Source organism: Campylobacter sp., assembly GCF_052169515.1.
Classification (GTDB): Bacteria; Campylobacterota; Campylobacteria; order Campylobacterales; family Campylobacteraceae; genus Campylobacter_A.
The window spans coordinates 1-25,341 of sequence record NZ_JBQNCH010000008.1; the positions used below are offsets into that span (position 1 = coordinate 1).

Genomic DNA, 25,341 nt, shown 5'->3' on the forward strand with positions numbered 1-25,341 from the left:
AAATCCTATAAATCCAGCTGTTCCAGTTACTAAAATTTTCATATTTTTCCTTTCATTTTTGGCTTATTTTAGTGCAAAAATGTAAATTTACGTATTTAGATCAGGGTGGTCCCAGGTGTTAAATTCGGCCTTTATGTCATCATTTTCTTGCCCTTTGCAACATAGCCACTCAAGCCCAGCGCGCCTCTCCATAACGACCTCTTCGTCAAGCCCAACAACCTTTTTACCATTTATCCTTGCATCTACACACGCCCAGTGGTAGCGATAAACTAGGTCAAGTTTGCTTAAAATTTCATCCAAACTGCGAAGTTTTGAGCGGTTTTTTAGTCCGCCTTCTCTAAAGACATTCATCACAAACTCGCAGTCGCAAATTTTATCCATCTCACCGATATCTTCTGCGATGCCAAGAGCCCAAAGAAGTACCCAAAGCGACTCGTATTTCCAGCCCATATTTACCGCTGTTTTCATATCGGCTCTATCCTCAACGACCTCTTTTTCTTTTACGCTTAGCCCATCGTAGGCATCACCTAAAAAACTCTTTGCCCACGCCATATTTTCTTCGCCCAAAGAGCCTTCATCGCGGATCGTGCAAGCACACATGATCGCTGTAAATGAGCAAACTGCGCGCCTTACTATCTCGTCCACGTCTCTTGGCGCAACCTCATTATTTTCATAACGAAGCGGCAGGCTCTCAAGCACCGCCACGCCCTCTTTTTTTAAAATTTTTATACTTTCATCTTTTCTTTGTTGTGCTGTTTTTGACATATCTACACCTTTTTAAAAATATCAAATACTTCCATTTTCTACCCAAAAAACTCGGCGTTAAATTTCTCTTCGTAAAAATTTTTACCCAAAAATTTACAAATTTCTTCCATATCAGCCCTTGCCGTCTCAAAACAGCTAGTCGCACCTGGGCTTGGCGTCATGTTAAAGCTTATGCCCTCACCTGTGCTGATCTTACCCTCGCCAAGCTCTAACCTTTTTTTATTACGGTCGATCACCTGCGGCCTTACGCCACCAAAATTTACAGCATAGCTTAAGTCATTTTCGCTTAGGCTTGGCACGATCTTTCTAGCATCTTTTACAAATTCTTTTTTATTGATAAATGGCACTTCAAACAAGAAATTTCTTAGTATATATGACCTGATATCATCATCTTTTAGTAGGTTCATAAAGACATTAAGGACGTTTTTGTCAAATTTCATACACTTTAAAAAGTCAAAAAAGCTTGAATTTCCGTGAAATCTCTCAAGCTTTGGTATGACAAGGGCTGTTGGACCAAAGCGCGTGTTGCCATCAGCTAAGATGTCTGGATCACCATGAAGTGCGGCAAATGGGAGCTTGTCGTTTTGCACCATGTATACTTTGCCATTTAGTAGGCGTTTGTTTGCGAAGTAGAAACTTCCAGCAACTGGCAGAGTACTAAGATGAAGTCCATAGCCCATCTTATGAGCTAGAAATAGCGAGTGTGCTCCAGCATCTACTACGACGTAGTTTGCAGTGATTACTTCGCCGTCATTTATCTTGATATGAAAAGTATCGCCCACCTTTTTCATATCAGTAACTTCTGAGTTTAGGCTGATCTCATAGCCATCTCCGCCTAGATTTAGAGCATTTTGTACGAGAGAATTTGCCACTCCACCAAAGTCCATAGTCGTAAACTGCCCATTTTGTGCACCAATAGCAATGATATTTTCTGGGCGTTCCTTTCCATTTGCGTCAAAAACGACATTTGGCTCGATCTGCTTTAACTTTTCTCTATCATAAATTTCAAGATAAGGAAATAGCTCTTTAAAGCTTTCGTATCGCTCTTTTATACGTTCTACTTCGGCATATCCGATGGCTAGCGTCATCTTTTGATGAGCAAACATATATTTGCCCTCTAGATTGTATTTTAGAGCGTATTTTACTGGCATGTTTGCCATGAGTGAGACTTTTTTGGCCTTTTCTAGCGTGTAGTTTGTCTCGATATCGCCGCAGTGGATAGTCTGTGAGTTGCCCTTGCCACTCGAATTTAGCGTCGCTACTCCGTCATATTTTTCTAAAAGTGCGACTTTTTTTATATCGCTAAATGCGGCTAACTCATAAAAGAGTGCCGTCCCACTAATACCTGCTCCAACAATTGCCACTTCAAAGTGCTTTTGCCTCATTTTTTCCCCTACAAAGTTTTGTCGCTCAAATGATACTATATTAAATTTAAATCAAACAGCAAAAAGCAGAAAGTGAAATTTTGGCTGTGTAAAAGCGGAATTTGGCAAGAGTTTCCCCTTGCTAAAATTTTAATATGCCCTTTTATAAGCGTTTTCTATATTTTCATCTTCACCAAATTCTTTCATAGCACCAAAGGCAAAGTAAGGATTTCTAAGTAGCTCTCTGCCAAGTGCCACGCCATCGCAAACTCCGCCCAGTAACAACGCCTCACACTCGCTTGCCTTTGTGATAAGTCCTACTGCGATCACCGGAATATTTACTGCATTTTTCACCGCTTTTGCGTAACCTGCTTGATAAAGCGGAGTAAATTTTGGAGCCACATCGACATTTGCATAGATACCGCCAGCCGAGACATGCATAAAGTCCGCTCCATTTTTTTCAAGCTCACGTGCTAGTTTTATACTATCTTCAATATCCCAGTCGCCCTTAAGCCAGCTACCAGCACTGATTCTAACGCCAACTGCGATATTAACACCAGCCTTGATCTCTTTTAAAATTTCAAGTAAAAATCTTATGCGATTTTCAAAACTTCCGCCATAGTTATCATCTCGTTTATTTGTACCAGCGCATAAAAATTGATTTATCAAATATCCATGTGCTGCATGAATCTCTACCGCCTCATATCCTGCATTCTTTGCACGCACTGCAGCATCTATGAAGCTTTGTTTGACATTTGCGATCTCCTTCGTACTCATTTTTTTTGGTGTCGCATAGTCATCACTAAATTTGATTTCACTTGGGGCAATAATGCCATCACAAGTACCTTTTCTACCGGCATGAGCTAGCTGGACGGCCATTTTAGCACCATATTTACTGCAGCCTTTTACCAGCTCTGCGTGAGCTTCTATCTGCTCATCACTCCAAAGACCGAGGTCTTTTTTACTGATCCTACCTCTAGGCTCGACCGCTGTCGCTTCAACAATGATCATACCAACGCCACCAATCGCCCTTGTTGAATAGTGGAGTCTATGAAAGCATCTTGGACGGCCGTCCTCTTTTTTAACTTCATACATGCACATAGGGGCCATTATAATGCGGTTTTTGATCTCGATATTACCTATCTTAAATGGCGTAAAAAGCTTACTTTGCATAAATTTCCTTTAAAATTATTTTTGGTTATTTTAGGATATTTGTTTAAATTTTTGGAATTGTAGGAATTTATGTATTGTAATTTTAAAATTTATGAGCGGATGCATTTCGGCTCTAAAATTTGAGCTAAGCTGTAAGCGTAGTCAAATTTTAGTAGTCAATTCTTATGAGTGAGTGAAAGTTTTAAAATTTGTAAAAATAGTAAAAATTTACAAAATTCTATTTCTCACCTTTAAACACAGAAGTAAAATACTCATCGACATTAACACCATCTTTTTTCATATCTTTTAGTCTTAACCTTACGTCGGCATCTTGCCAAAATAGCGGTGGCAGCGCAAACATCACCTTATCAAGGCTAAAATTTTTTACATCATCGCGCCAGCCATCCCAGCGGTAAAGCTCGTAAAATTTAGATATATCACCACAAAGCACCCAGTACAAAAACTGCGAGTAACCAAGCTGCGTATCTTCCCACTCGCCGCTATCTGGCGCATAGTAAAAGACGTTACCAGCTTTGCCGTCAAAAGCACCGCCGTTTATCGCGAAAAGTCCACCCAAAACATCATCTGCCACGAGCAAATAGCTAGGCATCTGCCCTGCTTCGCCAAAGCTTTTGCCAAGGTTGAAGCTGTAAATTCCACGCTTCATACACTCACATCCAGAGCCTAGTACGCGCAGCCAACCGCCGTCTACCACGATACCGCCGCAGCCATATACAAGCGCTCCCATTGGCGAGCGAGTGGTAACTTGAAGTCCCAAAAGCTCACTTTGCGCCCTACCCTCGTCACGCGGTAAAATATCATAGCTATTTTTAGCCTCTTTTAGCCACTCTTCTATCAGCGCCCAGCCCGGCTCATTTGTGTCTATAAGCTCGTCTAAAGTTCTCATTGTGTGTCCTTTTGCTTAAATTTGATGAAATTTAAAAGAAGATTTTGGCGAGTCACCCCGCCAATTTTGTATTAGAGGATTACTTCGCGTCCCAGGCTAAGATCGTGTTGCCCTCGGCATCGGTCGCTACGTCGCCCATGCCCATGATGTTGTAGCCGCAGTCGACGTAGTGCACCTCGCCCGTCACACCGCTAGCTAGATCGCTAAGTAGGTACATCGCGCTATTGCCGACGTCATGCGTCGTGACGTTGCGTTTTAGCGGGCTATTTACCTCGTTGTAGCGTAAAATCATCCTAAAATCGCCGATACCGCTTGCCGCAAGCGTCTTGATCGGGCCCGCACTGATAGCGTTTACGCGGATATTTCTAGCGCCAAGATCGTGAGCCAGATAGCGCACCGAGCTTTCAAGCGCTGCTTTTGCGACGCCCATTACGTTGTAGTGAGGCACGAATTTTGGCCCTCCGAGGTAGGTTAGCGTAAGCATCGAGCCGCCCTCTTTTAGCACCGGAAGTACCGCGCGCGTGAGACTTAGCAGCGAATACACGCTCGTACCCATCGCGATATCAAAGGCCTCCTTGGTCGTGTTTACAAACTCGCCCTCTAGCGCTTCTTTTGGCGCATAGGCTACCGCATGCACGACGAAATCTATCTCGCCAAGATCCGCTTTAATGCGATCCGCAAGTCCGTCTAAGTGGGCTTGGTTATTTACGTCGAGCTCGTAGACGAATTTACTACCAAACTCCTCCGCGATCGGCTCTACGCGTTTTTTCAGAGCGTCGTTTAGATAGGTAAACGCCATCTGCGCACCCTGAGCGTAACAAGCTTCGGCGATGCCGTAAGCGATGGATTTGGCGTTAGCGACGCCGACGATAAGGCCTTTTTTGCCTTTTAAAATCATTACTTCTCCTTTTAAATTTTGCTTGGCTTTTGAGCGTCTTTGAATGAGTTTTGATTTTGCTCCCTGCGACAGGCTATATGTCTAATCTCGGTCGCAAAATCTGCAACAACATTCAAATCCATCTTAAAATCCTTCGCAATTTGAAATTTACAAAACTCTACAAAACACCAAATTTGATAGCGGCAGTATCGCGAAGCTAGACTAGGCGGCTTAAAATTTTGCGACGGGAGTTACCACGTAGGTAATAACTAAGCAGAATTTTAAGACAACGAAGTATAGCGATGCGAGACAACGCGTATAAGCTCTAAAAACTTCAAAGCGTCCCAGCTCGCCGTACCTACTAGTACTCCATCGCAGTTTTTGATCCCCGCTATTACGCCGATATTTGCGGCATTTACGCTACCTCCGTAAAGTAGCGGTGCGCTCGTTTGCTCACGGATGAAATTTAAAATCTCCTCGATTTGCTCCGCGCTCGCGCTCCTGCCCGTGCCTATCGCCCAGATTGGCTCATAGGCGATAAGCAGCCGCTCGTAGCTAAGGTCGATATTTTTTAGCTGCCCCGCCAAAAACTCCTTCGTGCCGCCAGCTTCGTTTACGCTCAAATTTTCGCCGATGCAGTAGACGATCTGCCAGCCCGCCTTTGCGGCGAAGTCGAATTTAGCTCGCAAAAGCTCCTTACTCTCGCCGAGCTCGCGCCGTTCGGAGTGCCCGATCAGCACGCTTTTTATGCCAAACTCGTCCAGCATTGCCTTGCCGATCTCGCCGGTGTAAGCGCCGCTTTCGCACGGGTAGAAATTTTGCGCGCCAAGTTTAAATTTATGAGCCGCAAGATCAAGCGCGCTAAACGGAGGAAAAACCGTAACGTCGTCGTTTGAGCTTAAATTTGCGTCTAAAATTTCAGCGTACTCTTTAAAGCTCGCTCTCGTGTGATTGCACTTTAAATTTGCTAAAAACCTCACTCCGCAGCCTTTCTAAGGGGTTTTATGCCCGGCAGCTCCTTGCCCTCGATGAGCTCCAGGCTCGCGCCGCCGCCAGTCGAGATAAAGGTCATCTCGTCGGCGTCTCCCGCGCGCTCTACGACGTCAGCCGTATCGCCGCCGCCCACGACCGTGGTCGCGTGAGTGTCGATGATGGCGTGGCTCATTTTGATGCTGCCTTTGCTAAATTTATCCATCTCAAAAACCCCCATCGGCCCGTTCCACCAGATGGTTTGCGCGTCGGCGATAACCTCTTTAAAAAGCCTAATCGACGCCGGCCCGATATCTAGCCCCATCCAGCCGCTCGGTATCTCTTGAGCGGGAACGAATTTTACGGCGCTTTCGGCCGAAAAGGTCTGAGCCGCGACGACGTCCACCGGTAGGTAAATTTTAACGCCCAGCTCCCTACCCTTGCGTAAAATTTCGCGCGCATCGTCGATGAGATCCTCTTCAAGCAGCGAGTTTCCGATATTTTCGCCGAGAGATTTTAGAAACGTAAACGCCATGCCGCCGCCGATTATCAGCTTATCCACGCGCGGAAGCAGGTTGTGTAGGGCTTGTAGTTTGCCGCTTACCTTGCTACCGCCAACGACCGCGACGAACGGGCGCGCAGGGTGCTTGATGAGATTTTGGGCGAAATTTATCTCTTTTTGTAGCAAAAATCCCGCCGCCTTGTGCTTCTCGTCGTAAAATTTAGTGATCGCCTCGACCGAGCTGTGCGCCCTGTGGCAGACGCCAAACGCGTCGTTTATGTAAAATTCGCCGTATTTAGCGAGCTCACCGGCTAGCGCCTCGTCGTTTTTGGTCTCGCCCTTTTCAAAGCGCAAATTTTCAAGAAGTAAAATTTCGCCAGGCTTCAGAGCGGCGGCTTTAGCTTTGGCGTCCACGCCGATGACGTCCTCGGCAAATATCACGTCTCTATCAAGTAGCCTAGAAAGCCTCTTTGCCACGCCTCGCAGCGAAAATTTTTCCTCAAAGCCGTTTTTAGGTCGCCCTAGGTGACTGGCCAAAACCACGCTGCAGCCGTTATCTAGGCAGTAGCGGATAGTTGGTATCGCCGAGCGTATGCGGCGGTCGTCGGTGATGTTTAAAAACTCGTCCATAGGCACGTTAAAATCGCACCTCACAAATACCTTCGCGCCGCTAAGCTCAAGATCGTTGATCGATAAAATTTCACTCATTTTTCACCCTTTAAATTTACTTCGTAGCCACGATCTTAGCTAGATCGACGAGTCTTGTCGAGTAGCCCCACTCGTTGTCGTACCACGCAAAGACCTTTACCATATCACCCGCAATAACCTGCGTAGTGTCGCTGGCTACGATGCTACTGTATGCGCTCGTGCAAAAGTCGCTGCTAACCCTGTAATCGTCATCGACGAATAAAATTCCCTTTAAATTTGACTCCGCAGCCGCTCTAAACGCCTCGTTTATCTCCTCTTTGCTAGCCGGTCTTTTCAAGACCGCCGTTAGATCAACCATCGAGACGTTAGCGACTGGCACGCGTACTGCTTGGCCGTGCATCTTGCCGTTTAGCTCGGGAAGTACTTTCGCGATAGCTTTTGCAGCTCCGGTGGTCGTAGGCCCGATATTTAGGGCTGCGGCACGCGAACGGCGGAAGTCTTTGGCCTTTACGTCAACCAAGCTTTGGCCGTTTGTGTAGGCGTGGATCGTGGTCATGAGCCCTTTTACGATGCCGAATTTATCGTTTAGTACTTTTGCAACGGGAGCTAGGCCGTTTGTGGTGCAGCTTGCGTTTGAGACGATCGCTTCGCCTGCGTATTTATCGTCGTTTACGCCGACTACAAAGGTCGCCGTGTCATCTTTAGCAGGGGCGCTCATGACGACTTTTTTGATACCGCGAGCTAGATACGGTTCGCATTTTTCGGTGGTCAAAAACTTACCCGTGCACTCCAAAACCACGTCTGCTCCGTAGTCTGCGTAGCTAAGCTCGTTTAGATCTCTTGTTGAAAAAACTCTTATCTTTTTGCCGTTTACTTCTATAAAATCGTCGCTTATCGCCTTAACGTCTTGCTTAAATTCGCCGTGCACGCTGTCGTATTTGAGCAGATAGCGCGTCATGTCGCGCGTCGCCGTGTCGTTGATAGCGACAAGCTCAACGTCGTCTCGCTCTAAAATAATACGAGCAGCGCACCTGCCGATACGTCCAAAACCGTTGATTGCTACTTTAACTGACATCTTAGCTCCTTTTGATATAATTACGCCTAATTCTACAAAAAAGAATTTTAAAACAAATATAAATAAGGCACTTTAATAGATGAAGTTAGCACTTTTTGGCGGGAGCTTTGATCCAGTTCATTTAGGTCACGATAGCATTGTGAAAATGGCACTAAGCGGCCTTGATATCGACAAGCTCATCATCATGCCAACTTTTATAAGTCCCTTTAAAAGCGAATTTTCAGCTCCGCCAGAGCTTCGCCTAAAGTGGATAAGAGAAATTTGGGGCGGACTAGAGAAGGTCGAGATCTCAGACTATGAGATAAATTTAGCTCGCCCTGTGCCTACCATAGAGACGGTTAAGTATTTGTATGAGAAATTCAAGATAGAAAAATTTTATCTCATAATAGGCGCGGACCACCTAGCCACGCTTGATAAGTGGCACGGATACGAGGAGCTTAAAAATTTAGTGCAGTTTGTGATCGCCAAGCGCAATCACATAGAAATTCCACAAAATTTACAAAAAATGGACGTGCATGTGGATGTTAGCTCGTCGCAGATCAGGCATCAAAAAGGGCTTGATGAGCTGCCTAGCGAGATAAAAGATGAGATTATAAATTTTTACCAAGGATACAAAATGCAAGAGAGATCGATGCAAGAGCGCACCGAAAGTATAGTTAAGGTTTTAGACACAAAAAAGGCTGAAGAGATACAAGTGTTTGATATGAGCGGAGATGATTATTTCGTAAAGGCCGTAGTTATCGCTACGACTCTTGGTGAGAGACACGCTTACTCGCTGAGCGAGGATCTAAAAGAGGAGCTTAAACCTCTTGGAGAGAAATTTCTAGGTACGGAGAGTTCGCCTGATTGGATCGTGATGGACCTTGGCGACATCTTAGTACATCTTTTAAGTCCAGCTTACAGGGCAAAATACAACATCGAAGAGTTTTTGCAAAAGCTAAAAACTAGCAAAGAGTCTTAACAAATACAAGCGATGAGCAAATAAGCCATAAAGATAAAAAATGGCTTATTTATAAACTTTGCGTATGTATCGTCTATATTACAAATTAGCTTAAGAGTACCATCTCAAAGTTCTTAAAATTTTTGAGATAATTTTATTTAAAACAGTTAGCGAGAAAGCATCTTTAAAAGACATATCTCTTAAAATTTTTAGAATTTCTCTTGTATTAAAATCTTTTAGAGAAAATAAAATTTCTTTTATATCCATTATAGCCTTTGCTTCGTCCAGCCTTTTTAATATATCTTTTTCGCTATACATATTCTTTAATTTTTTCAATACAACTTTTACCTCTTTGATATTATCAAGGCGTTTTGTATTGGATATGCTATTTGCATTAGACGCCCTGTAATAGGCAAGTGGCTCATCTATATAACAGGCCTTTTCATTTTTTAAAAGCCTAATAAAAAGGTCATAGTCTCCTGGAAAATTTAAGCTTGAATCAAATTTATCTTCAATATCATCATATGCTTTCCTGGAAATCATAACAGTTAAAATTCCAATAGAATAATTGGCTATTTGATGTTTAAAAATATATCCTGACGGCTGTGTTTTAACAAATAATTTTTTATTTTTATTTGGGCCCATAATATAAAAGTTGGTATAGCAGAGTCCAAAATTATTGTTGTGCATTGCAGCAATTTGTTTTTCTAACTTATCATTTTTCCACAAGTCATCACAATCCAAAAATGCAATAAAGTCACCTTTAGCTTCTTTAACTGCATAATTCCTAGCACCATAAAGTGGAGCAAATTTTGGAGCATAAAAATACTTTATTCTACTATCATTATATGATTTTGCAATATTTGCACTATTGTCTGTTGATTGATTATCCCAAAAAATCAATTCCCAGTTTTTATAAGTTTGGCTTATTACGCTTTCAATACTCTCTTTTAAAAATTTATCACTATTAAAGCAATTCATAATTACTGATACAAGTGGCTTATCTTGCATAAAACGTCCTTATCTTATTTACAATAAACCTTACATCATCTAGCCCCAAATCAAAATGACAAGGAAGTGTTAAAATTTCATCATATATTTTTTCACTTTTTGGCAATGAATAGCCAGTATTAAATTTTGTTAAAAGATGATTTGGCTTATAATGAATCCCTGTTTCTATGTCATTTTCTAGTAAAAATTTTCGCAGTTCATCTCTATCTTTTGCCTTTATAACAAATATGTATGGCGCAACCTCATCAAAATCAAATTTTAAGCAACCAATCTCATTTATATCACCTAAAAGATCTATATATAGTTTAGCTAGCTCTTTCCTCTTGGTGATAAATTCATCTATTCTGGAAAGCTGAGCTAATCCAATTGCGGCCATAATATTACTCATGTGATATCTAAAGCCTTGAAGCTTTACGTCAAAATCCCAGCTTCTTTGACCAGAATATCTTTTTTCGCTGTCTTTTTCCACCCCAAGAAGTCTCATATCTTTAATCTTTTGTATAAAACTTAAATCACTAGATAAAATAGCCCCACCTTCACCGCAAGTAATATTTTTTACTCCGTCAAAACTAAAACAAATTATATCACCATTGCTACCAACTTTTTTACCATCCCTAAGACAACCAAATCCTTGAGCAGCGTCCTCAATAACCCTTAACCCAAACTCATCTGCAATTTTATAAATACTTTCCATGTCACTGGAAGAACTAGCATAGTGTACTGGCATAATAGCTTTAGTTCTTTTAGTTATTCTTTTTTTAACATCATCCTTATCAATAAAAAGTGTGTCCGGATCTACATCGCAAGGAATAGGTTTTAATTTTAAAGCGGAAATAGCCTGAAATGACGCCACATAAGTAATGGTGGGAACCAAAACTTCATCATTTTCATTAAAATCAAGTGCAGCAAGAGCTAAATGAAGAGCGGATGTTCCAGTATTGACACACACTACTTGCATATCAGTGCCTAAATAGTCCTTAATAGCAATTTCAAATTGCATGACATCTTTGCCCATACCAAGGTACTCTTCATCCAATACCTTTAGAACAGCTTGTTTTTCTATGTCGCTAATTGATGATTTTGAAAGTCTAATTTTTTTCATTTTCAAGCCTAATCCAATATGATCCATGTTTGTGAGTACCGTAAGTTATTTTTTTAAAACCAACCTTTTTCAAAAGTGCGATATGCTCATCAATATTTCTTAAATATCCCCAAAACTGACCCTTATTATATAATCCAAAGAGAGATAAGACATCTTTTATAATCTCCTTTGTACTTGCAACAAATCCTTCTGATGGCACAATAACCTCGGCTAAATAAAAGTCTTTAAACCCATAATCATAAACGCTTTTGAAAAAATTAATATACTCTTCATTGTTAAAAACATAATCTATGGTACTACAATAACCAAATTCATACTTTCTCTCATCTTTAATACATTCAGGGAAAAAGCCAATTATAGTCTTGCACGTCTCCGCATTTGTCAACCATTTAAAATTATTAGAAGGCTCTATTGCCAATATATTTTTATCACTATTTTTAATTATAAAATTTTCAATAAAACCATTACCGCAGCCAATAGATAGAATATCTTTATAGTCTTTTGAAAAATTTATAATATCTTTTGCAATATTTGTTTTACACTCAATATAATCTTTTGGAAGGTCATTATATGAATCAAATTTCTTATAAAATAGCTCGTAAAATTTTTCATAAAACTTATCATCTGCAATATTTTCAGAATCAAGCTTAGCAAATTCACTAAATTTTATACCAAACCACCCCTTTTGATACAATTTTTTCATTTAAAGCCTTTAAAAATTATATTTGATCTCATCAATATTCACACTAATAGACTCGCTAGGATTATGCTCTAAATTTGCTAAATTTAAAAGCATATTATCTTCTCCCAAGCCCTCAAAAGCCATCCATAGCCCATTTTTGATTGTTAGTCTTTGATAATTTTGATGAGATAATTTTACACTAAAAAACTCATCTTTCAGATCATCATAAACCACAAACCTTATCTCACCCAAACAAACAATAAGATTTAGTGTCATCTTCGTATGTTTTTTCCAGCCCTTTATATCGCCTTTATGGATAGTAGAAAAATACGCTTCACCAAAGCCATCATATCCGCTATCACTTTTTTTCATAGCATGAAAGATATCGCCTTTTGGGTTATAAATTTGTTTTAATGGCGTTAATATCACTCCGTCCATGATAGTGCTCTGTTTTTTGCAATATTTTCATACTCTGTTATTTGATCTGCTGTCTTTTCAAACATGTCTGAACCTTTTTCATAAAAGTCGTAATACCACTCTGAAGTAAATTTAATCGTTTCTTTATATTCTAGGCTTGCATGCCATTTAAGATAGTGTAATGCCTTATCACAATTTAACTTAAGCAACTTAGCTTCGTCAAAAACTACTTCGTCTACAACATTGTATATATCTTTTAAACACCAAATCTTACCGAGGTCTACTAATAATTCCGCCACACTATGATTTTGCTCAGCCCTTGGGCCAAAGTTAAAACACTCATGATTTAAACTATCATCTAAATATAAAGCCATAGCTAAATTTAAATAACCACTAAGTGGCTCAAGAACATGTTGCCATGGCCTTGTTGATCTTGGAGATCTAATATCAACGGCTTTATTTTCACTCCAGGCTATTACGCTATCCACTACAATTCGATCTTTAGCCCAATCACCACCGCCTATTACATTTCCGGCTCTTGCTACGCCTATCTTTACATTTTTAATATCTTTGAAAAAGGAATTACAGTAAGACTTAATAATGAGTTCTGCCGCACCTTTAGATCCACTATAAATATCTTTTCCGCCAAGCGCGTCATTTTCTTTATATCCCCAAACTTGTTCGATATTATCATAAGCTTTATCACTTGTTATAATTATGGCTGTGCACTCATGCTTTGCTTTTCTTAATATTTCTAAAATATTTGTGGTACCGATAACATTTGAGGTTATGGTTTCTATTGGATCTTTATATGAAACAGAAACTATTGGTTGAGCTGCTAAATGAAAGACAAAATCTGGTTTTTCATTAATAAAAATTTCTTCTAGAATTTCTAAATTACGAATATCAGCTCTATAATCTTTTTTAATTTTATCTTTTAAATTTAGTAAATGAAACATGGATGGATTTGTTGGAATATCTTTTGAAATTCCAACAACTTCTGCACCTAATTTTAAGAGCCATGTACTAAGCCAACTACCTTTAAAACCAGTGTGTCCGGTAATTAAAACTTTTTTATCTTTAAAAATATTTTTGAACATTCTTATTTCCAAATTTTCCATTCTGCTTTATTGTCACGCCACATTTCATTTAATTTATTTTTATCCCTTAATGTATCCATTGGCATCCAAAAACCATGATGTTTGTAAGTAAATATCTCACCATCTTGAGCAAGTTTCATAAGCGGTTCTTGCTCAAAAATAGTACCCTCATCATCATTTATATAATCAAACACTTCTGGCTCGCAAACAAAAAAACCTGCATTTATCCAGCTGCCATCGCCTTTAGGTTTTTCTTTAAATTGTAGTACCTGATCCTGATCAGAAATTTCTAAAGCGCCAAATCTTCCATCTGGCTGCGCCGAAGTCATTGTTACTATTTTTTTATGAGATGCATGAAATTTTAAAAGCTCATCTATTTTTATATTAGCTACGCCATCTCCATATGTCAGCATAAAAGTATTATCTCCTACAATTTTTCTAGCTTTTTTGATTCTGGCACCAGTCATGCTATTTAAGCCTGTATCCAGCAGAGTAACTCTCCAAGGTTCACTAGAGTTATTTAATACTTCTATTTTACCACTAGCTATATCTATTGTTATATCGCTTCTATGTAAAAAATAATTTGCAAAAAACTCTTTTATATAGTAGCCTTTATAGCCTAATAAAACGACAAAGTCATTAAAACCATAATGACTATAAATTTTCATAATATGCCACAGGATAGGCTTGCCTCCGATTTCAACCATAGGTTTTGGTCTAATGTCTGTTTCTTCACTTAACCTAGTTCCAAACCCTCCAGCAAGTAATAATACTTTCATAAAAAATCCTTTAAGAAACTATATTTAAATTAGCTTCATCAGTATACCAATTGTAATCTTTTTTTGGGGTCTTCCAATCTTCTCCATACGCAATGCGCAAATATTCTTCACAGTTAAAAGGAACTAAAAAAGTTTCGTCCAAAAAACTTATATTTCTAAATTTTTTTAGATGCAATGGATACCCAGCCGATACATAAACAAACTTTTTCAAACTATAATCTAGTAATTTATTTTTACTTTTATCTGAAATTAAAGGCCTTATAATAAGCATAAACAGTTTAAACAAAAAGACAACTACTCTCATTTTGCTATTTTTAAAATTTAAAAATAGATCGCCAAAAGTTGTTTTAGAACATAAAATATCACAAATATGATATAAAATTTTAGATAAAAAAGTAAATTTAGGAGGATATAAAAAATTACAAAAAAAGCTTTTGCTATCTTGCGAAAAAAGACTAATGTCTACTTTTTTATTGCCGCCAATAAAATGCAAACAATCTTGTCCAACCAAAGACTCTTCTATAAAACCGCTACTAATAAACAAATTTCTCAAAACATCCACATCAACCTTACTCTTCCAAACAGCAAAGTCTATGTCATGATCCCATTCTAAAAGTTTGTTGTCTCTTATAATGCCCAGTAAAGTTCCATCACAAACCCAATAATGATATCCTGATTTCTGCATAATTTGATTTGCTTTTTTAAACAAGGCAGAAGAATCACTAATTTTCAATAAACTACTCATAAACATACCCCAACCAATAAAAACAATTGCCAATTTATTTTAATAAATTAATCTTTTCCATACAAGATAAATCATCAAGGTCATATATTTCATCAATAAATTTATTATCAATAATTCTAATACCGACCTTTAACACATCAAATATATCAATAGATATATTATCTCAATTCAATACAAACTTTGATCACAAAAGCATCATCTTCTATGTCAAGCATCTTCTGTTGTTTAATCAGTTTTGCACCAAATTCGCTAAAAACACTTATAACCTAGTAACCCCAAACCAAACTTATATGAAATTTAAATATTTACTACTCTACCAGGTTCTGGCTTAACAATCCATTCATTTTTCCACTTACACTGCCAAGCAATGTAGTATAAAAAAGAATCTTATTTTACTATAAAATATCATAACATCGGCATCAACATCAATACCAAAAACAATAGCCAATATAAGATAAAGATATAAAAATATTACTTTGATTTATTACTATGACATTGTATTTTCAGTGGCAAAACAAAATCTTCATAACCTCTAAAGCCCAATTAAATAAAACTTAGTTTTTATCTTTGAAAATTTTTCTTAACAAAAAGTTGTAAAAATTTACTCCAATAAATCTTATTTATAATTTTAATATTTTATTTTTTATAAATAAATCCTAATGCTTTCTTTAAATATACTTCCATATCTTCCGATTTTAAAGCAAAAACCTGTGGAAACATAAGAGATCCTATTATGCATAAACCAACATAAAAGATGCCACAAATAATAAAGTTTATAACGATGTTATCAAAAATTGCTACATACTTTGACAAGATACCAAACAAAGCAAAAAATAAAAGTGAATAGACCTGGTGTCTGATAAAAAATAATATTTTTATATTTAAGTCTTTAGTAGCAAAAAAGAGCATCACATTTGTACTTATTACTTGTATTAATACCACTTTAATTGCTAATCCTGTAGCACCTAAATTTAAAAAATATATCGTGATTACACTAATTATAGATCCTATAGGCATAAAAAACAAAGCTATATTTCTATTTAATTTTGTTTGCAAAGAAGCATGGCAATAGCCTCCTATTATTTGGCCATAAGTTTGATGAAGAGGATAAAAAGCCATCAAAGACAATGCAAACCAAGCATCTTTAAAGTCATCATTTACAAAAATATCAATTATTGCACCAGAATGAAAAGATACAAAAATGCTAAAAAAAGCAGCTATAGAGTAAAGCATAGGCACATACATTACGATCAAATATCTTAATCTTTCATAATTTTTTATAGCATATTCCTTAGAAAACTCTCTTATAATAATCTGAGTCATTGAGCTAGTAAATACAAGCGCAATGGAAACAAGACCGTATACTAGACCATAAAAACCACTTTGAATACTCCCTGATACTTTTTGTAAAAGCCAAATATCAAAAATAGTTGCAAAGATGACGACAATAGTATAAAAAAATAGCGGATTACAAAACAAATAAAATTCTTTAAATATCTTTCTAAACTCTTGTAAATTTAAGCCGTGTATATCTTTAAAAATTTTTATTTTATAAAAAAATAGGGCAAGAATAAAAATAAATGAGATGTAAAAAATAAAATTATATAAATAATATAATTTCAAATCAAAAGCAAACTTATATACAAAAAAAACAAGCAATAAAAGTATTAAAATTTTATGAACTATCTTAATAAATTCAACGCTAATAGTAATAGCATACGCATCCGAAATTTTAATAAAGACCTGGCTTAGCCAAACAAGAAACGAAAACAAAAAACCTATCAATATAAAATTTTTAGGTACGTTTGGCATTAAATATTCGTTTAAATTTGATGAATTTAATAAATAAATAAATAAAATAGAAAAAATAAATATACCCAATATATAAATAAAGTAAAAAACAAATAGCGATTTTCTAGAATTATTTGCACTAAGTTTTACAAAAAAAGCACTTGAGGTACCAATATCCAAAAATCCCATCATCTGGTTAAAGAAATTTTGCAAGTACATAAAAAGACCATATGACATTGGTCCCAAAGCCTTTGGAACAATGACAACTATTGCCATATTAACAAAAGCACTAATTATATTTGATAAAAGCTTGGCTAAATATCTTTTTTTTAAACTTTGTTCGTCCACCTGTTCTCCAAAAGCATATCAAACTCTTTAACCCACTCTTGAACCCAATTTGTTGATGTTCTAAAATATTTATGCAAAAACAAATTTTTAGCATTTTGAACTTTGTTGGTATTCCACCATAATTCTATTTCATCATAATTTTTATTTATAAATTCGGCGCATTCTTCGGCGCCTATGAATAAAATTTTGGCATCTATAAGATCTTTTATATGTGGTTTTACTTCTTCTCTAAACGAATACACTCCCTTTGCTATAAAAATAATTGTTGGTTTATTTAAAGATAGCGACTCCAAGTATCCTGTATGCATATGGTCAAATACATTGAGTCTTGATGAAGATATTTGTTTGTAATAATTTATTTTTGAATTAAAAAACAATTTTTTACCGCATTCTAAAAGCCTATTTTTTACACTCCAGCCATAGTCTCCATTGTAGGTTCTAATATTTAATAAATTATCATATTTTAACTTATTCAGAAAAACCTTTGTATTTTCAATGTATCGTAACATTTTAGCACCATCTTCTATATATCCAATGCAGCACAAATATCTTGGCATACAAGTCATTATTAAATTTATTTTATTATTAGCACTACATATTGGCAGTGGCTGCTGCGGTAAAACACTGCACAGCACTTCTTGTTTTTTCCAGCCATAAGTATAGTAAATATCGCAAAATTTACTTTCTATTTCTTCTTGAACATCTATTTTATCTATGCCAAAATCACCGCCATGTTGTCCATATGTTACGACAACATCTTTTCTATATTTAGCATAAAAAAATCTAAAAATTTCATTATGATACAATGCATTTGCACTATACACTACTTTAGGAGGTTTTAACTTTAGTTCATCTATTTTTTTATCAAAATCTTTATAAGCCTCTAGATATATAATAGGAAAATTTTGTACAAAAGAATAAAATAAAAAATTCTTAAATTCATCCATAAAACCAATATTCTTAAAGAGGTTTTTTCTAATATTTAAATTTGGTTTAACATCTACCAAAATGTGATAATTCATATTATCAAAAACTATTCTAAATTTTGAGTATACAAATAATTTTAAACAATGCCTAATAGCATTAAATTTAAAATATGGGCTTACCATTACTACTTTTTTATTAAAATTTAATATATTTATAATACCAGATATAACACTTAGCGTCTTTTTTATTATGCTTTTTTTGTTATTAATCTCTATTTTAGTTTGTATCTTTGGACTATCTATATTTATTATATTATGCTTTAAATTTAAAAATTTAACGACCTGTGAATAAAGTTGGAGATTAAAACAATCATCGCTATGTGCATACTCCAAAAAATCTTTTGTGGTTGCAATGAAACTGAAGTTATCTTCTATTAAAATATTTGTGTATAGGTTTTTACAATCCGCGTATGCCATCTTAATATGCATATACCTATCATAAATAGTTAGTATATAATATTGCAACCATGGTATTAATAGATCCTGCCAATACTTTTTTGAATAATTTACGCCATGATATCTATTAAGCAGTTCAGTAAGTTTTTCAATAATATCATCAAAGACACTGGTGCAATACATTAACGCATTATTCACCTCCGCTTTATCACTCCAAATATATTTAAAAACCTGATAATTTAATTTTTCATAGTATTCTTTTTTATCAAAAAGCTTACAATGTTCTCCCAAAAATAATAACTTATCTGCACGCGTATCCCAAGTATCCATCAAGGCAGTTGTACATAAAAAAGTACCGTTATTACTCATCATCAAATCTCATTTTAAGAAAACGGGCAGGAACCCCCCCCCATATGCTATACTCAATATCTATACTTTTTGTAACCACAGAATTTGACGCTATTATGACTCCTTTTGCTATCTCAACCTTTCTAGCTCCAGAATTTATGACACTTCCAAAACCTATCCAAACATCATCGTTAATAATGAGTTCATTTGTTTCATTTTTTTGTAGATTCATAGGCACATGCTTATTTTTAAAGCCATGGTTTGATGTCATTATATTACAATTTGAAGCTATCATTACATCATTTCCCATCCTTAAACTTGATAAAGCTTGAATTATACAATTTCCATTTATACTGACATTGTCCCCTATGCTTAAATTTTTAGGATAATAAACAAATGTTCCAGTGTGTGCTACAAAGTTTTTGCCCAGTCTTTTGGCAAAAACTTTAATATACAACCATCTTATTTTATCTCCAATAACAGTTGGAGATAATGCGATTATCTCCAATATAAAATTACAATACAAAAATATCAATATCTTTTTTAAAATTTTTATCATTCTCCGACTCTTTGACAAATAGAACAATTTCTTAAACTATCATTTAATATACCTTGCCTCACACTATTCATTTTTTTACTGTTAAATGCATCTTTTATAGAAATAATATTTATATTGCCTATTGGTATATTTCTACCAAAAAAATTACAACATGGCAAGATATCTCCATTTGACAAAATAGCTACTCTAGCAAACGGAGAAAAACAATTCCATTTTTTTGGTATTGTAAAATTAAAATCATCATGAATATCTATATTGTAATTATCAAAAACTTGTATATCTATAAAATCTACTTTTCCCCTCCAAAATTCTATAAATCTCATCTTTTCTTCTCTATTTTTCTTCATATCCACAAAAGATACTCTGGTTATTGGAAGTATGCTTTTCCTAAGAGATCTTTCATTCAAAAATTTTTCTAAAGATTCCTTAACTATAGTCATTCCCTTGCCTCTAATATCATTATACGTACTTTCATAAAACGCATCTAGAGACACAAAAAGATTAACTAGCCCACTATCAAAAATATCATCTATATATTTTTCTAATAACAATCCATTTGTAATAATTCTTGTGTCTACAATACCATTATCGGTTGCGTACTTAATCATCTTAAAAACATCTTTATTTAGTAATGGCTCAGCAAAAGCACCAAGATTTATAGATTTTAAACCATTACTTTTTCCTTCATCAATAACTTTTTTAAATAAATCAAAGCTTAATTTAGAATTTGTATTTACCTTATAATTGATGTTTGGATGTTTATTGGTATTTCTTGGACACATTGTGCAAGATTGGTTACATCTATCTTGCATTTCAAAATCTATATGTAGTGGAAAATCTGGAAAATTACTATAATTTACACTCTCCCATTCTTTTCTATAATTCACATATTTTTCACCAAGCTCATTACTTAAAATATCATTTATATCTTTTTGTGTATATCTTGATATGTTATCTTGCATTCTATTCCACCATATTCCATTTCAAAACTTCATCTTCACTTATATCGCGGCATGCTCTTTTGCCAATAATATCATCTATAAATTTAGGACTTATCCCACTTGCTGGCCTTTTAAAAGTGATATCTTCTTTTTTTATAAAATCACCTTTTTTAATATCTTTCGATGCTACCAAACTTCTTCTAGCATTCTCTCTAGCTAGTTTTTCGTCATCAAGAGCATTTACTTCAAATTTACCCAGAATTTTAAAAGTTTCATCTATATCTTTTTTAAATTTGATCAAATCATTTTTATCCATTGCATGATAATGGTCATTTCCAGTTAAAGTCTTATCGTGAGTAAAATGTTTTTCAATAATAGTAGCTCCTAGTAAAATTGCGTCTTTGCAAACTTGCATATCTTTTGGCAATGTATGATCACTATAGCCTATAATTTTATTAGGAAATGCTTTTTTTAACCCGAGTATCATACCTAAATTTGCATTTTCATCAGGAGTTGGGTAATTAAGCACGCAATGAAGTAATGCTAAAGCGTTCCCGAATCTTTCTATCCAGCCAACTGACTCTTGTATTTCATATAAAAAGCTAGCACCCGTAGACAGTATTATCGGTTTTTTAAAATCACATATAAACTCTATAAAAGGCTTATTTGTTATATCGCTAGATGAAATTTTAAAAACTTCCATCAAATCATTTAAGAATTTAGCACTTTCTATATCAAATGGAGTACTAAGAAATTCTATGCCAACTTTATCGCAATATACTTTAAGCTCTTCCATCTCTTTTTTCCAAAATTTATCATGTTTGCAAAAAAGTTCATATTGGCTTGTAATTGGCTCCTTTGTAGTATCCCAATACGCAGGAGAATTTTTCGAGGCTATTGTGTTTGCTTTATATGTTTGAAATTTAATCGCATCAGCACCACCTTCATGTGCCTCCTCGATCAGCCTTTTTGCAATCTGCATACTTCCTTCATGATTTACACCAGCTTCAGCTATTATAAAAGGTTTATAAAGTTTTGTTTCATAAGGGTTTACACTATTCATAAAATCTACAAGTTTCATTTTATTCTCCAAAAATTTTAACTAAGTCTAAAGAACTAACATCTATATCAAAGTCTTTCATTGCTAGCTTATAGTAATCACTAAATGTATCTATATCAAATTTCAAGTCCGGTCTTTTTAAAATTTCATTATTCGGATCAAACGTTTTTATATTATATTTTTCTTGATTATCCCAAATATATGACAAGGCATGTTCTTTATGTTCTGACAGTGTAACTTTTTGAAAAATATCAAAAAAAAGCTCTATGGATATTATTTCGGCACCAAGGCCATCTGGGTATAAATTGCCTTTTGGTATATGGTTATAAGCGTAATCACAATTATTTGTTTTAAAAAATTTTATCAAATTATCTATCTCTGCTGGATCTATAAGAGGGTTATCTGCACAGATTCTAACAAAATGTGTAGACAGAGTACCTTCAAGAGCACCACAAAATCGTTTTAAAACATTATTTTCATCGCCTCTAAAAATTTTAACATCTAGATTTTTTAAATACTTTTCTAAAACATCATTTTCTTTGCTATCTGGTATGGCGACAACAATCTCGTTTAAAGATGATTTTTGAACTCTTTTTACAACCCACTCTATTATTGGATGTCCATTTAAATTTAACATCATTTTACATGGCAATCTTGTAGACCCTATCCTAGCCTGAATGACACCAATTGTTTTCATAGAAGCTCCAAGATTTTAGAAATAACTTTGTTCTTATTGGATCTGAAATTATATTTTTTTATATTATTAAATAGAAGCTCTCTATAATCTATATCTTCAACCAATTTCCTAAATTTTTCTTCTAATTTTAAATCAGTTTTTTTGTCAAAAACACCAAGATTAATAAAACCATTTTGAAGTGATGTGAATGTATGAGTGGCTTCTCTTTCATGATGAGATATTACAATAGTCGGAATATGCATATCTGCCAATTCATATACGGTTCTGCCATTTGACGAAATAGCAAGCTGACACTCCTCCATTATTTTTGACATAGCAACGCTATTAATAAATAAAAAAATATTTTTATACTTGCAGCTTGCAATAAAATCTCTCAACTCTTTTTCATAAGCATATGCACTCCCACAAACTATATTTATTTTTATTCCAAATTCTACACATGTTTTTAATATAGACTTTAATGCCACTAGAGTTAAATTATTTGGATCACTGCCACCACAAGACAATAAAATGCTATTTACATTTATAAAGTTATCATTCCGTCTTGCATCATCAAATTCATCTCTTAATAACGTATATTTATGCCCCCAAAAATAGTTTTTGCCATCTCTTTGTGGAATTTCAAATAGTTCATTAAATACCAAATCAGTGTGTTTTGAAGCTTCGCCTATATCTTCAAAACTTACAACTCTTATATTGGCATTTTTAAGGCTATCAATATACATTTCATCGTTATTCAAGCAATCATTTATGACTAGATCTGGCCTTAGATCAAGAATAGTCTTTTGTACATTGTTTGACGAAAAAACCTTATGATATTTAGAAGCAATATTTTTGACAGCAAAGTTATATTTTTCATCACAAACAAAAATAATCTCGTGGTCATTTATTTCTTTTGCTACAGTTAACGACCTATAAATATGGCCCATTCCAATACAAGAATCGCCTATAACATTAAACACTATTCTTTTTCTTTTTAGAATTTTCTCACATACCCACCAATCTTGATAACTTTCAATCTCAATACATTTTTCACTGTCCAAAATAAATGGTTTAAAATTGCTGAGGGTAAAGTATTTTTTCGAAAATATATAAAACGCCTTTAACTCCCTATATGATACATCTCTTTCAATAGGTTTTAGTGTATCTTCCTCTAGAAAAAAAATATTTTTATTGTTAGACTTAACTGACATTAAAATTTTTAAGCTATCTCTTTTAAAAGTATCATACGCATCTTTTAAAATTTGACTATCGACAAGTGGGGTATTTGCTCTATAAAGAAAAATATTTTCTTCTTTATAGAGCTTTACGATAGAATATATTATTTCTAAAATATTCTCAGAATTTAAACTCAGATCTTTGTCTTTATAAAATTTAATACCATTTCTATCACATATCAAAGAAATTTCTTCAGAGTCAGTCACTACCAAGATATTATTTGTTATATCCAATGCTGTATTTATAGCTCTTTGTATAAGAGTAATCCCATTCAATTTCCTAACCAATTGATCTGGGATAACAGCATTTTTTTTAATTGCAGGAATTACTAAAAGTAAATTATCCATTAAAGCCCTAATTCTGCCGCTACTTCTTTTGTTGATTTTATCATATAAGAAAAATCATCGTCACTCATCCAATGATGAAATGGAAAAGAAATCATATTGTCAAAGAATGTATCAGAATTTGGACAATTCGCATTACCAAATCCCAGCTTATCATACAGAGGATAACGATTTAATGGGCAATATTGAACAACGCATTTTATCCCTTTTTTGTATGCCAGCCGCTCTATCATTTGATCTCTCTTATTTTCTTTAATATAGGCAACCAGCAAATGATAGTTATGGCTTTTACTATCTACTCTATGAAAAATAATATTTTTAAACTCATTTAGACTATCTATAAATTCCATAGCTCTTTTTCGCTTAAACTCATTCATTTGATCAAGCCTATCGAGTAACTTTGTTCCCAATGCGCATTCTACTTCACCCAAACAGTAATTATTTGGCATCAAATTTGCACCATTTAAATTTGGAATATCAACATTACCCATTGCTGGCTTCCAATATTCTGTTCTTTCGCCCAAAAAGGCACAATGGCCATTATGTCTTAACATTGGAATTATGTCTGCATATTTTTTATCTTTAACCGCTATAATTCCGCCTTCTCCAAGTGTCGTAATGTTTTTATGAGAATGGAATGAAAAAATACTAAAATCACCAAAAGTTCCAGCTTTTTTACCATTTGTTTCAGTTCCCATCGCTTGAGCAACATCTTCAATTAATAAAATATTATTTTCTTTTGCAAACTCAGCAATTTCTACAATATCTGGAATCATAAAACCATAAAGGTGAACTACAACAATTGCTTTTGTGTTCTTTGTAACACATTTTTTTATATTTTCTAAATTTATAACTCTAGTATCTAGATCTATATCACACCAAACAACTCGTGCTCCTTTTTTAATAAAAGGGTACACACTAGAAGTGAAGGTATGAGATGGAGCAATAATTTCATCATTTTCTTTAAATAAACAAAGTTGAGCTGCCAGCTCAAGAGCTGCGGTGGCATTACAAACGCTAAATGCAAAATCATTTCCATTATAGTCACAAAATGCTTTTTCAAATTCATCCCTATATATTCCCTGGGTAAGAGGGTCTGCATCTTGCATAGTTTGCAAAACAACATCTAGCTCTTCTTTAGTATACTTGTGTCCTGTACCACTAAAATTTATTTTAAAAATCATCAATCAAACCTTTTCTTTAAACATCTAGTTGGATTTCTGGTATAAATACCATACTCTAATATACATATTCTTTGGTAAAAACCGATCTAACACCAAACCATAATACCTTTTGATGTTTTTTTGCAAGCTTACTACTAGAAATCACATTAATACAATCACCGAATCAAACATCGTCTTAAATAATAGGATTATGATAGACCGTCGTTGCACCACTTTGGTAGAAAAATCTTTATGACAACACAAATTAGTTAACAATTTAAGACTACTCCCATCTTAACTACCTACACTACTATTATCTCCAAAAATATGTATCCTTGCTTGCTAAAAATAAACCTCTATAATGAAAATTAAAATTCACAGCTAGCATTTTATAATACAATCTCAAAATAGATAAAAGAACAAATGTATTAAAATAAAAACTTGCAAATATAAAA

At 35.0% G+C, this 25,341-nt stretch carries 24 protein-coding genes; 1 reads left to right on the forward strand and 23 read right to left on the reverse strand.

Going from position 1 to position 25,341, the window contains the following annotated elements; genetic code table 11:
* Positions 1-87 precede the first annotated feature (87 nt).
* The 8 genes from ACTTKV_RS03770 to gap all read right to left on the reverse strand — a co-directional run bounded on the left by ACTTKV_RS03770 (position 88) and on the right by gap (position 8,259).
* Positions 88-765: a DUF4272 domain-containing protein gene (locus ACTTKV_RS03770; protein ID WP_442549315.1), complete on the reverse strand. Its 678-nt coding sequence runs from the start codon at positions 763-765 to the stop codon at positions 88-90.
* Between the two features lie 38 nt (positions 766-803).
* Positions 804-2,150, reverse strand: coding sequence for an FAD-dependent oxidoreductase (locus tag ACTTKV_RS03775; RefSeq protein WP_442549316.1), 1,347 nt, complete (start codon positions 2,148-2,150; stop codon positions 804-806).
* A 129-nt stretch (positions 2,151-2,279) separates the two neighbouring features.
* Positions 2,280-3,302 (reverse strand): NADH:flavin oxidoreductase/NADH oxidase, encoded by a 1,023-nt coding sequence (locus ACTTKV_RS03780; protein ID WP_442549317.1) that lies wholly within the window; start codon positions 3,300-3,302, stop codon positions 2,280-2,282.
* Between the two features lie 217 nt (positions 3,303-3,519).
* Positions 3,520-4,188 carry a DUF2625 family protein gene (locus tag ACTTKV_RS03785; protein WP_442549318.1) on the reverse strand — a complete coding sequence of 223 codons (669 nt, stop codon included), beginning with the start codon at positions 4,186-4,188 and terminating at the stop codon, positions 3,520-3,522.
* A 79-nt stretch (positions 4,189-4,267) separates the two neighbouring features.
* On the reverse strand, positions 4,268-5,086 hold the full coding sequence (fabI, locus tag ACTTKV_RS03790; RefSeq protein WP_442549319.1) for an enoyl-ACP reductase FabI: 819 nt from the start codon (positions 5,084-5,086) through the stop codon (positions 4,268-4,270).
* A gap of 260 nt (positions 5,087-5,346) precedes the next feature.
* The gene (locus ACTTKV_RS03795) at positions 5,347-6,045 is read right to left on the reverse strand and encodes a triose-phosphate isomerase (protein WP_442549320.1); all 699 of its coding nucleotides are present in this window, start codon (positions 6,043-6,045) and stop codon (positions 5,347-5,349) included.
* Positions 6,042-7,244, reverse strand: coding sequence for a phosphoglycerate kinase (locus tag ACTTKV_RS03800; protein ID WP_442549321.1), 1,203 nt, complete (start codon positions 7,242-7,244; stop codon positions 6,042-6,044). The genes ACTTKV_RS03795 and ACTTKV_RS03800 overlap by 4 nt, the downstream gene beginning before the upstream one ends.
* 16 nt (positions 7,245-7,260) lie before the next feature.
* Entirely contained in the window at positions 7,261-8,259 is a 999-nt protein-coding gene (gene gap / locus ACTTKV_RS03805; RefSeq protein ID WP_442549322.1) for a type I glyceraldehyde-3-phosphate dehydrogenase, read from the reverse strand.
* 79 nt (positions 8,260-8,338) lie between these two features.
* Between gap and nadD the strand changes: the two genes are divergently transcribed.
* Positions 8,339-9,220 (forward strand): nicotinate (nicotinamide) nucleotide adenylyltransferase, encoded by an 882-nt coding sequence (gene nadD / locus ACTTKV_RS03810; protein WP_442549323.1) that lies wholly within the window; start codon positions 8,339-8,341, stop codon positions 9,218-9,220.
* Between the two features lie 90 nt (positions 9,221-9,310).
* Here the strand turns inward: nadD and ACTTKV_RS03815 are convergent, their stop codons facing one another.
* The 15 genes from ACTTKV_RS03815 to ACTTKV_RS03885 form a co-directional block, all read right to left on the reverse strand.
* Complete coding sequence (locus tag ACTTKV_RS03815; protein WP_442549324.1) at positions 9,311-10,210, reverse strand: glycosyltransferase family 2 protein; 900 nt, start codon at positions 10,208-10,210, stop codon at positions 9,311-9,313.
* A complete protein-coding gene (locus ACTTKV_RS03820; protein ID WP_442549325.1) occupies positions 10,200-11,312 on the reverse strand; it encodes a DegT/DnrJ/EryC1/StrS family aminotransferase in 1,113 nt (370 codons plus the stop codon). Before ACTTKV_RS03820 ends, ACTTKV_RS03815 begins: the two co-directional genes overlap by 11 nt.
* Positions 11,299-12,015, reverse strand: a complete 717-nt coding sequence (locus ACTTKV_RS03825; protein WP_442549326.1) for a hypothetical protein — start codon at positions 12,013-12,015, stop codon at positions 11,299-11,301. The genes ACTTKV_RS03820 and ACTTKV_RS03825 overlap by 14 nt, the downstream gene beginning before the upstream one ends.
* A 9-nt stretch (positions 12,016-12,024) precedes the next feature.
* A complete protein-coding gene (locus ACTTKV_RS03830; RefSeq protein ID WP_442549327.1) occupies positions 12,025-12,432 on the reverse strand; it encodes a dTDP-4-dehydrorhamnose 3,5-epimerase in 408 nt (135 codons plus the stop codon).
* Complete coding sequence (gene rfbG / locus ACTTKV_RS03835) at positions 12,420-13,532, reverse strand: CDP-glucose 4,6-dehydratase (RefSeq protein ID WP_442549328.1); 1,113 nt, start codon at positions 13,530-13,532, stop codon at positions 12,420-12,422. Before rfbG ends, ACTTKV_RS03830 begins: the two co-directional genes overlap by 13 nt.
* The gene (rfbF, locus tag ACTTKV_RS03840; protein ID WP_442549329.1) at positions 13,514-14,290 is read right to left on the reverse strand and encodes a glucose-1-phosphate cytidylyltransferase; all 777 of its coding nucleotides are present in this window, start codon (positions 14,288-14,290) and stop codon (positions 13,514-13,516) included. The genes rfbG and rfbF overlap by 19 nt, the downstream gene beginning before the upstream one ends.
* Before the next feature lie 10 nt (positions 14,291-14,300).
* Complete coding sequence (locus ACTTKV_RS03845; RefSeq protein WP_442549330.1) at positions 14,301-15,035, reverse strand: LicD family protein; 735 nt, start codon at positions 15,033-15,035, stop codon at positions 14,301-14,303.
* A 636-nt stretch (positions 15,036-15,671) separates the two neighbouring features.
* Positions 15,672-17,174 (reverse strand): lipopolysaccharide biosynthesis protein, encoded by a 1,503-nt coding sequence (locus tag ACTTKV_RS03850; RefSeq protein ID WP_442549331.1) that lies wholly within the window; start codon positions 17,172-17,174, stop codon positions 15,672-15,674.
* Positions 17,156-18,928: an LIC12162 family transferase gene (locus ACTTKV_RS03855; protein WP_442549332.1), complete on the reverse strand. Its 1,773-nt coding sequence runs from the start codon at positions 18,926-18,928 to the stop codon at positions 17,156-17,158. The genes ACTTKV_RS03850 and ACTTKV_RS03855 overlap by 19 nt, the downstream gene beginning before the upstream one ends.
* Positions 18,918-19,463: an acyltransferase gene (locus ACTTKV_RS03860; protein WP_442549333.1), complete on the reverse strand. Its 546-nt coding sequence runs from the start codon at positions 19,461-19,463 to the stop codon at positions 18,918-18,920. Before ACTTKV_RS03860 ends, ACTTKV_RS03855 begins: the two co-directional genes overlap by 11 nt.
* On the reverse strand, positions 19,460-20,425 hold the full coding sequence (locus tag ACTTKV_RS03865; protein ID WP_442549334.1) for a radical SAM/SPASM domain-containing protein: 966 nt from the start codon (positions 20,423-20,425) through the stop codon (positions 19,460-19,462). Before ACTTKV_RS03865 ends, ACTTKV_RS03860 begins: the two co-directional genes overlap by 4 nt.
* 1 nt (position 20,426) lies before the next feature.
* Positions 20,427-21,485, reverse strand: a complete 1,059-nt coding sequence (locus tag ACTTKV_RS03870; RefSeq protein ID WP_442549335.1) for an N-acetylneuraminate synthase family protein — start codon at positions 21,483-21,485, stop codon at positions 20,427-20,429.
* A 1-nt stretch (position 21,486) separates the two neighbouring features.
* The gene (locus ACTTKV_RS03875) at positions 21,487-22,161 is read right to left on the reverse strand and encodes a cytidylyltransferase domain-containing protein (RefSeq protein ID WP_442549336.1); all 675 of its coding nucleotides are present in this window, start codon (positions 22,159-22,161) and stop codon (positions 21,487-21,489) included.
* Positions 22,158-23,726, reverse strand: coding sequence for a cytidylyltransferase domain-containing protein (locus ACTTKV_RS03880; RefSeq protein ID WP_442549337.1), 1,569 nt, complete (start codon positions 23,724-23,726; stop codon positions 22,158-22,160). The genes ACTTKV_RS03875 and ACTTKV_RS03880 overlap by 4 nt, the downstream gene beginning before the upstream one ends.
* Entirely contained in the window at positions 23,726-24,907 is a 1,182-nt protein-coding gene (locus ACTTKV_RS03885) for a DegT/DnrJ/EryC1/StrS family aminotransferase (RefSeq protein WP_442549338.1), read from the reverse strand. Before ACTTKV_RS03885 ends, ACTTKV_RS03880 begins: the two co-directional genes overlap by 1 nt.
* Between the last annotated feature and the right edge of the window lie 434 nt (positions 24,908-25,341).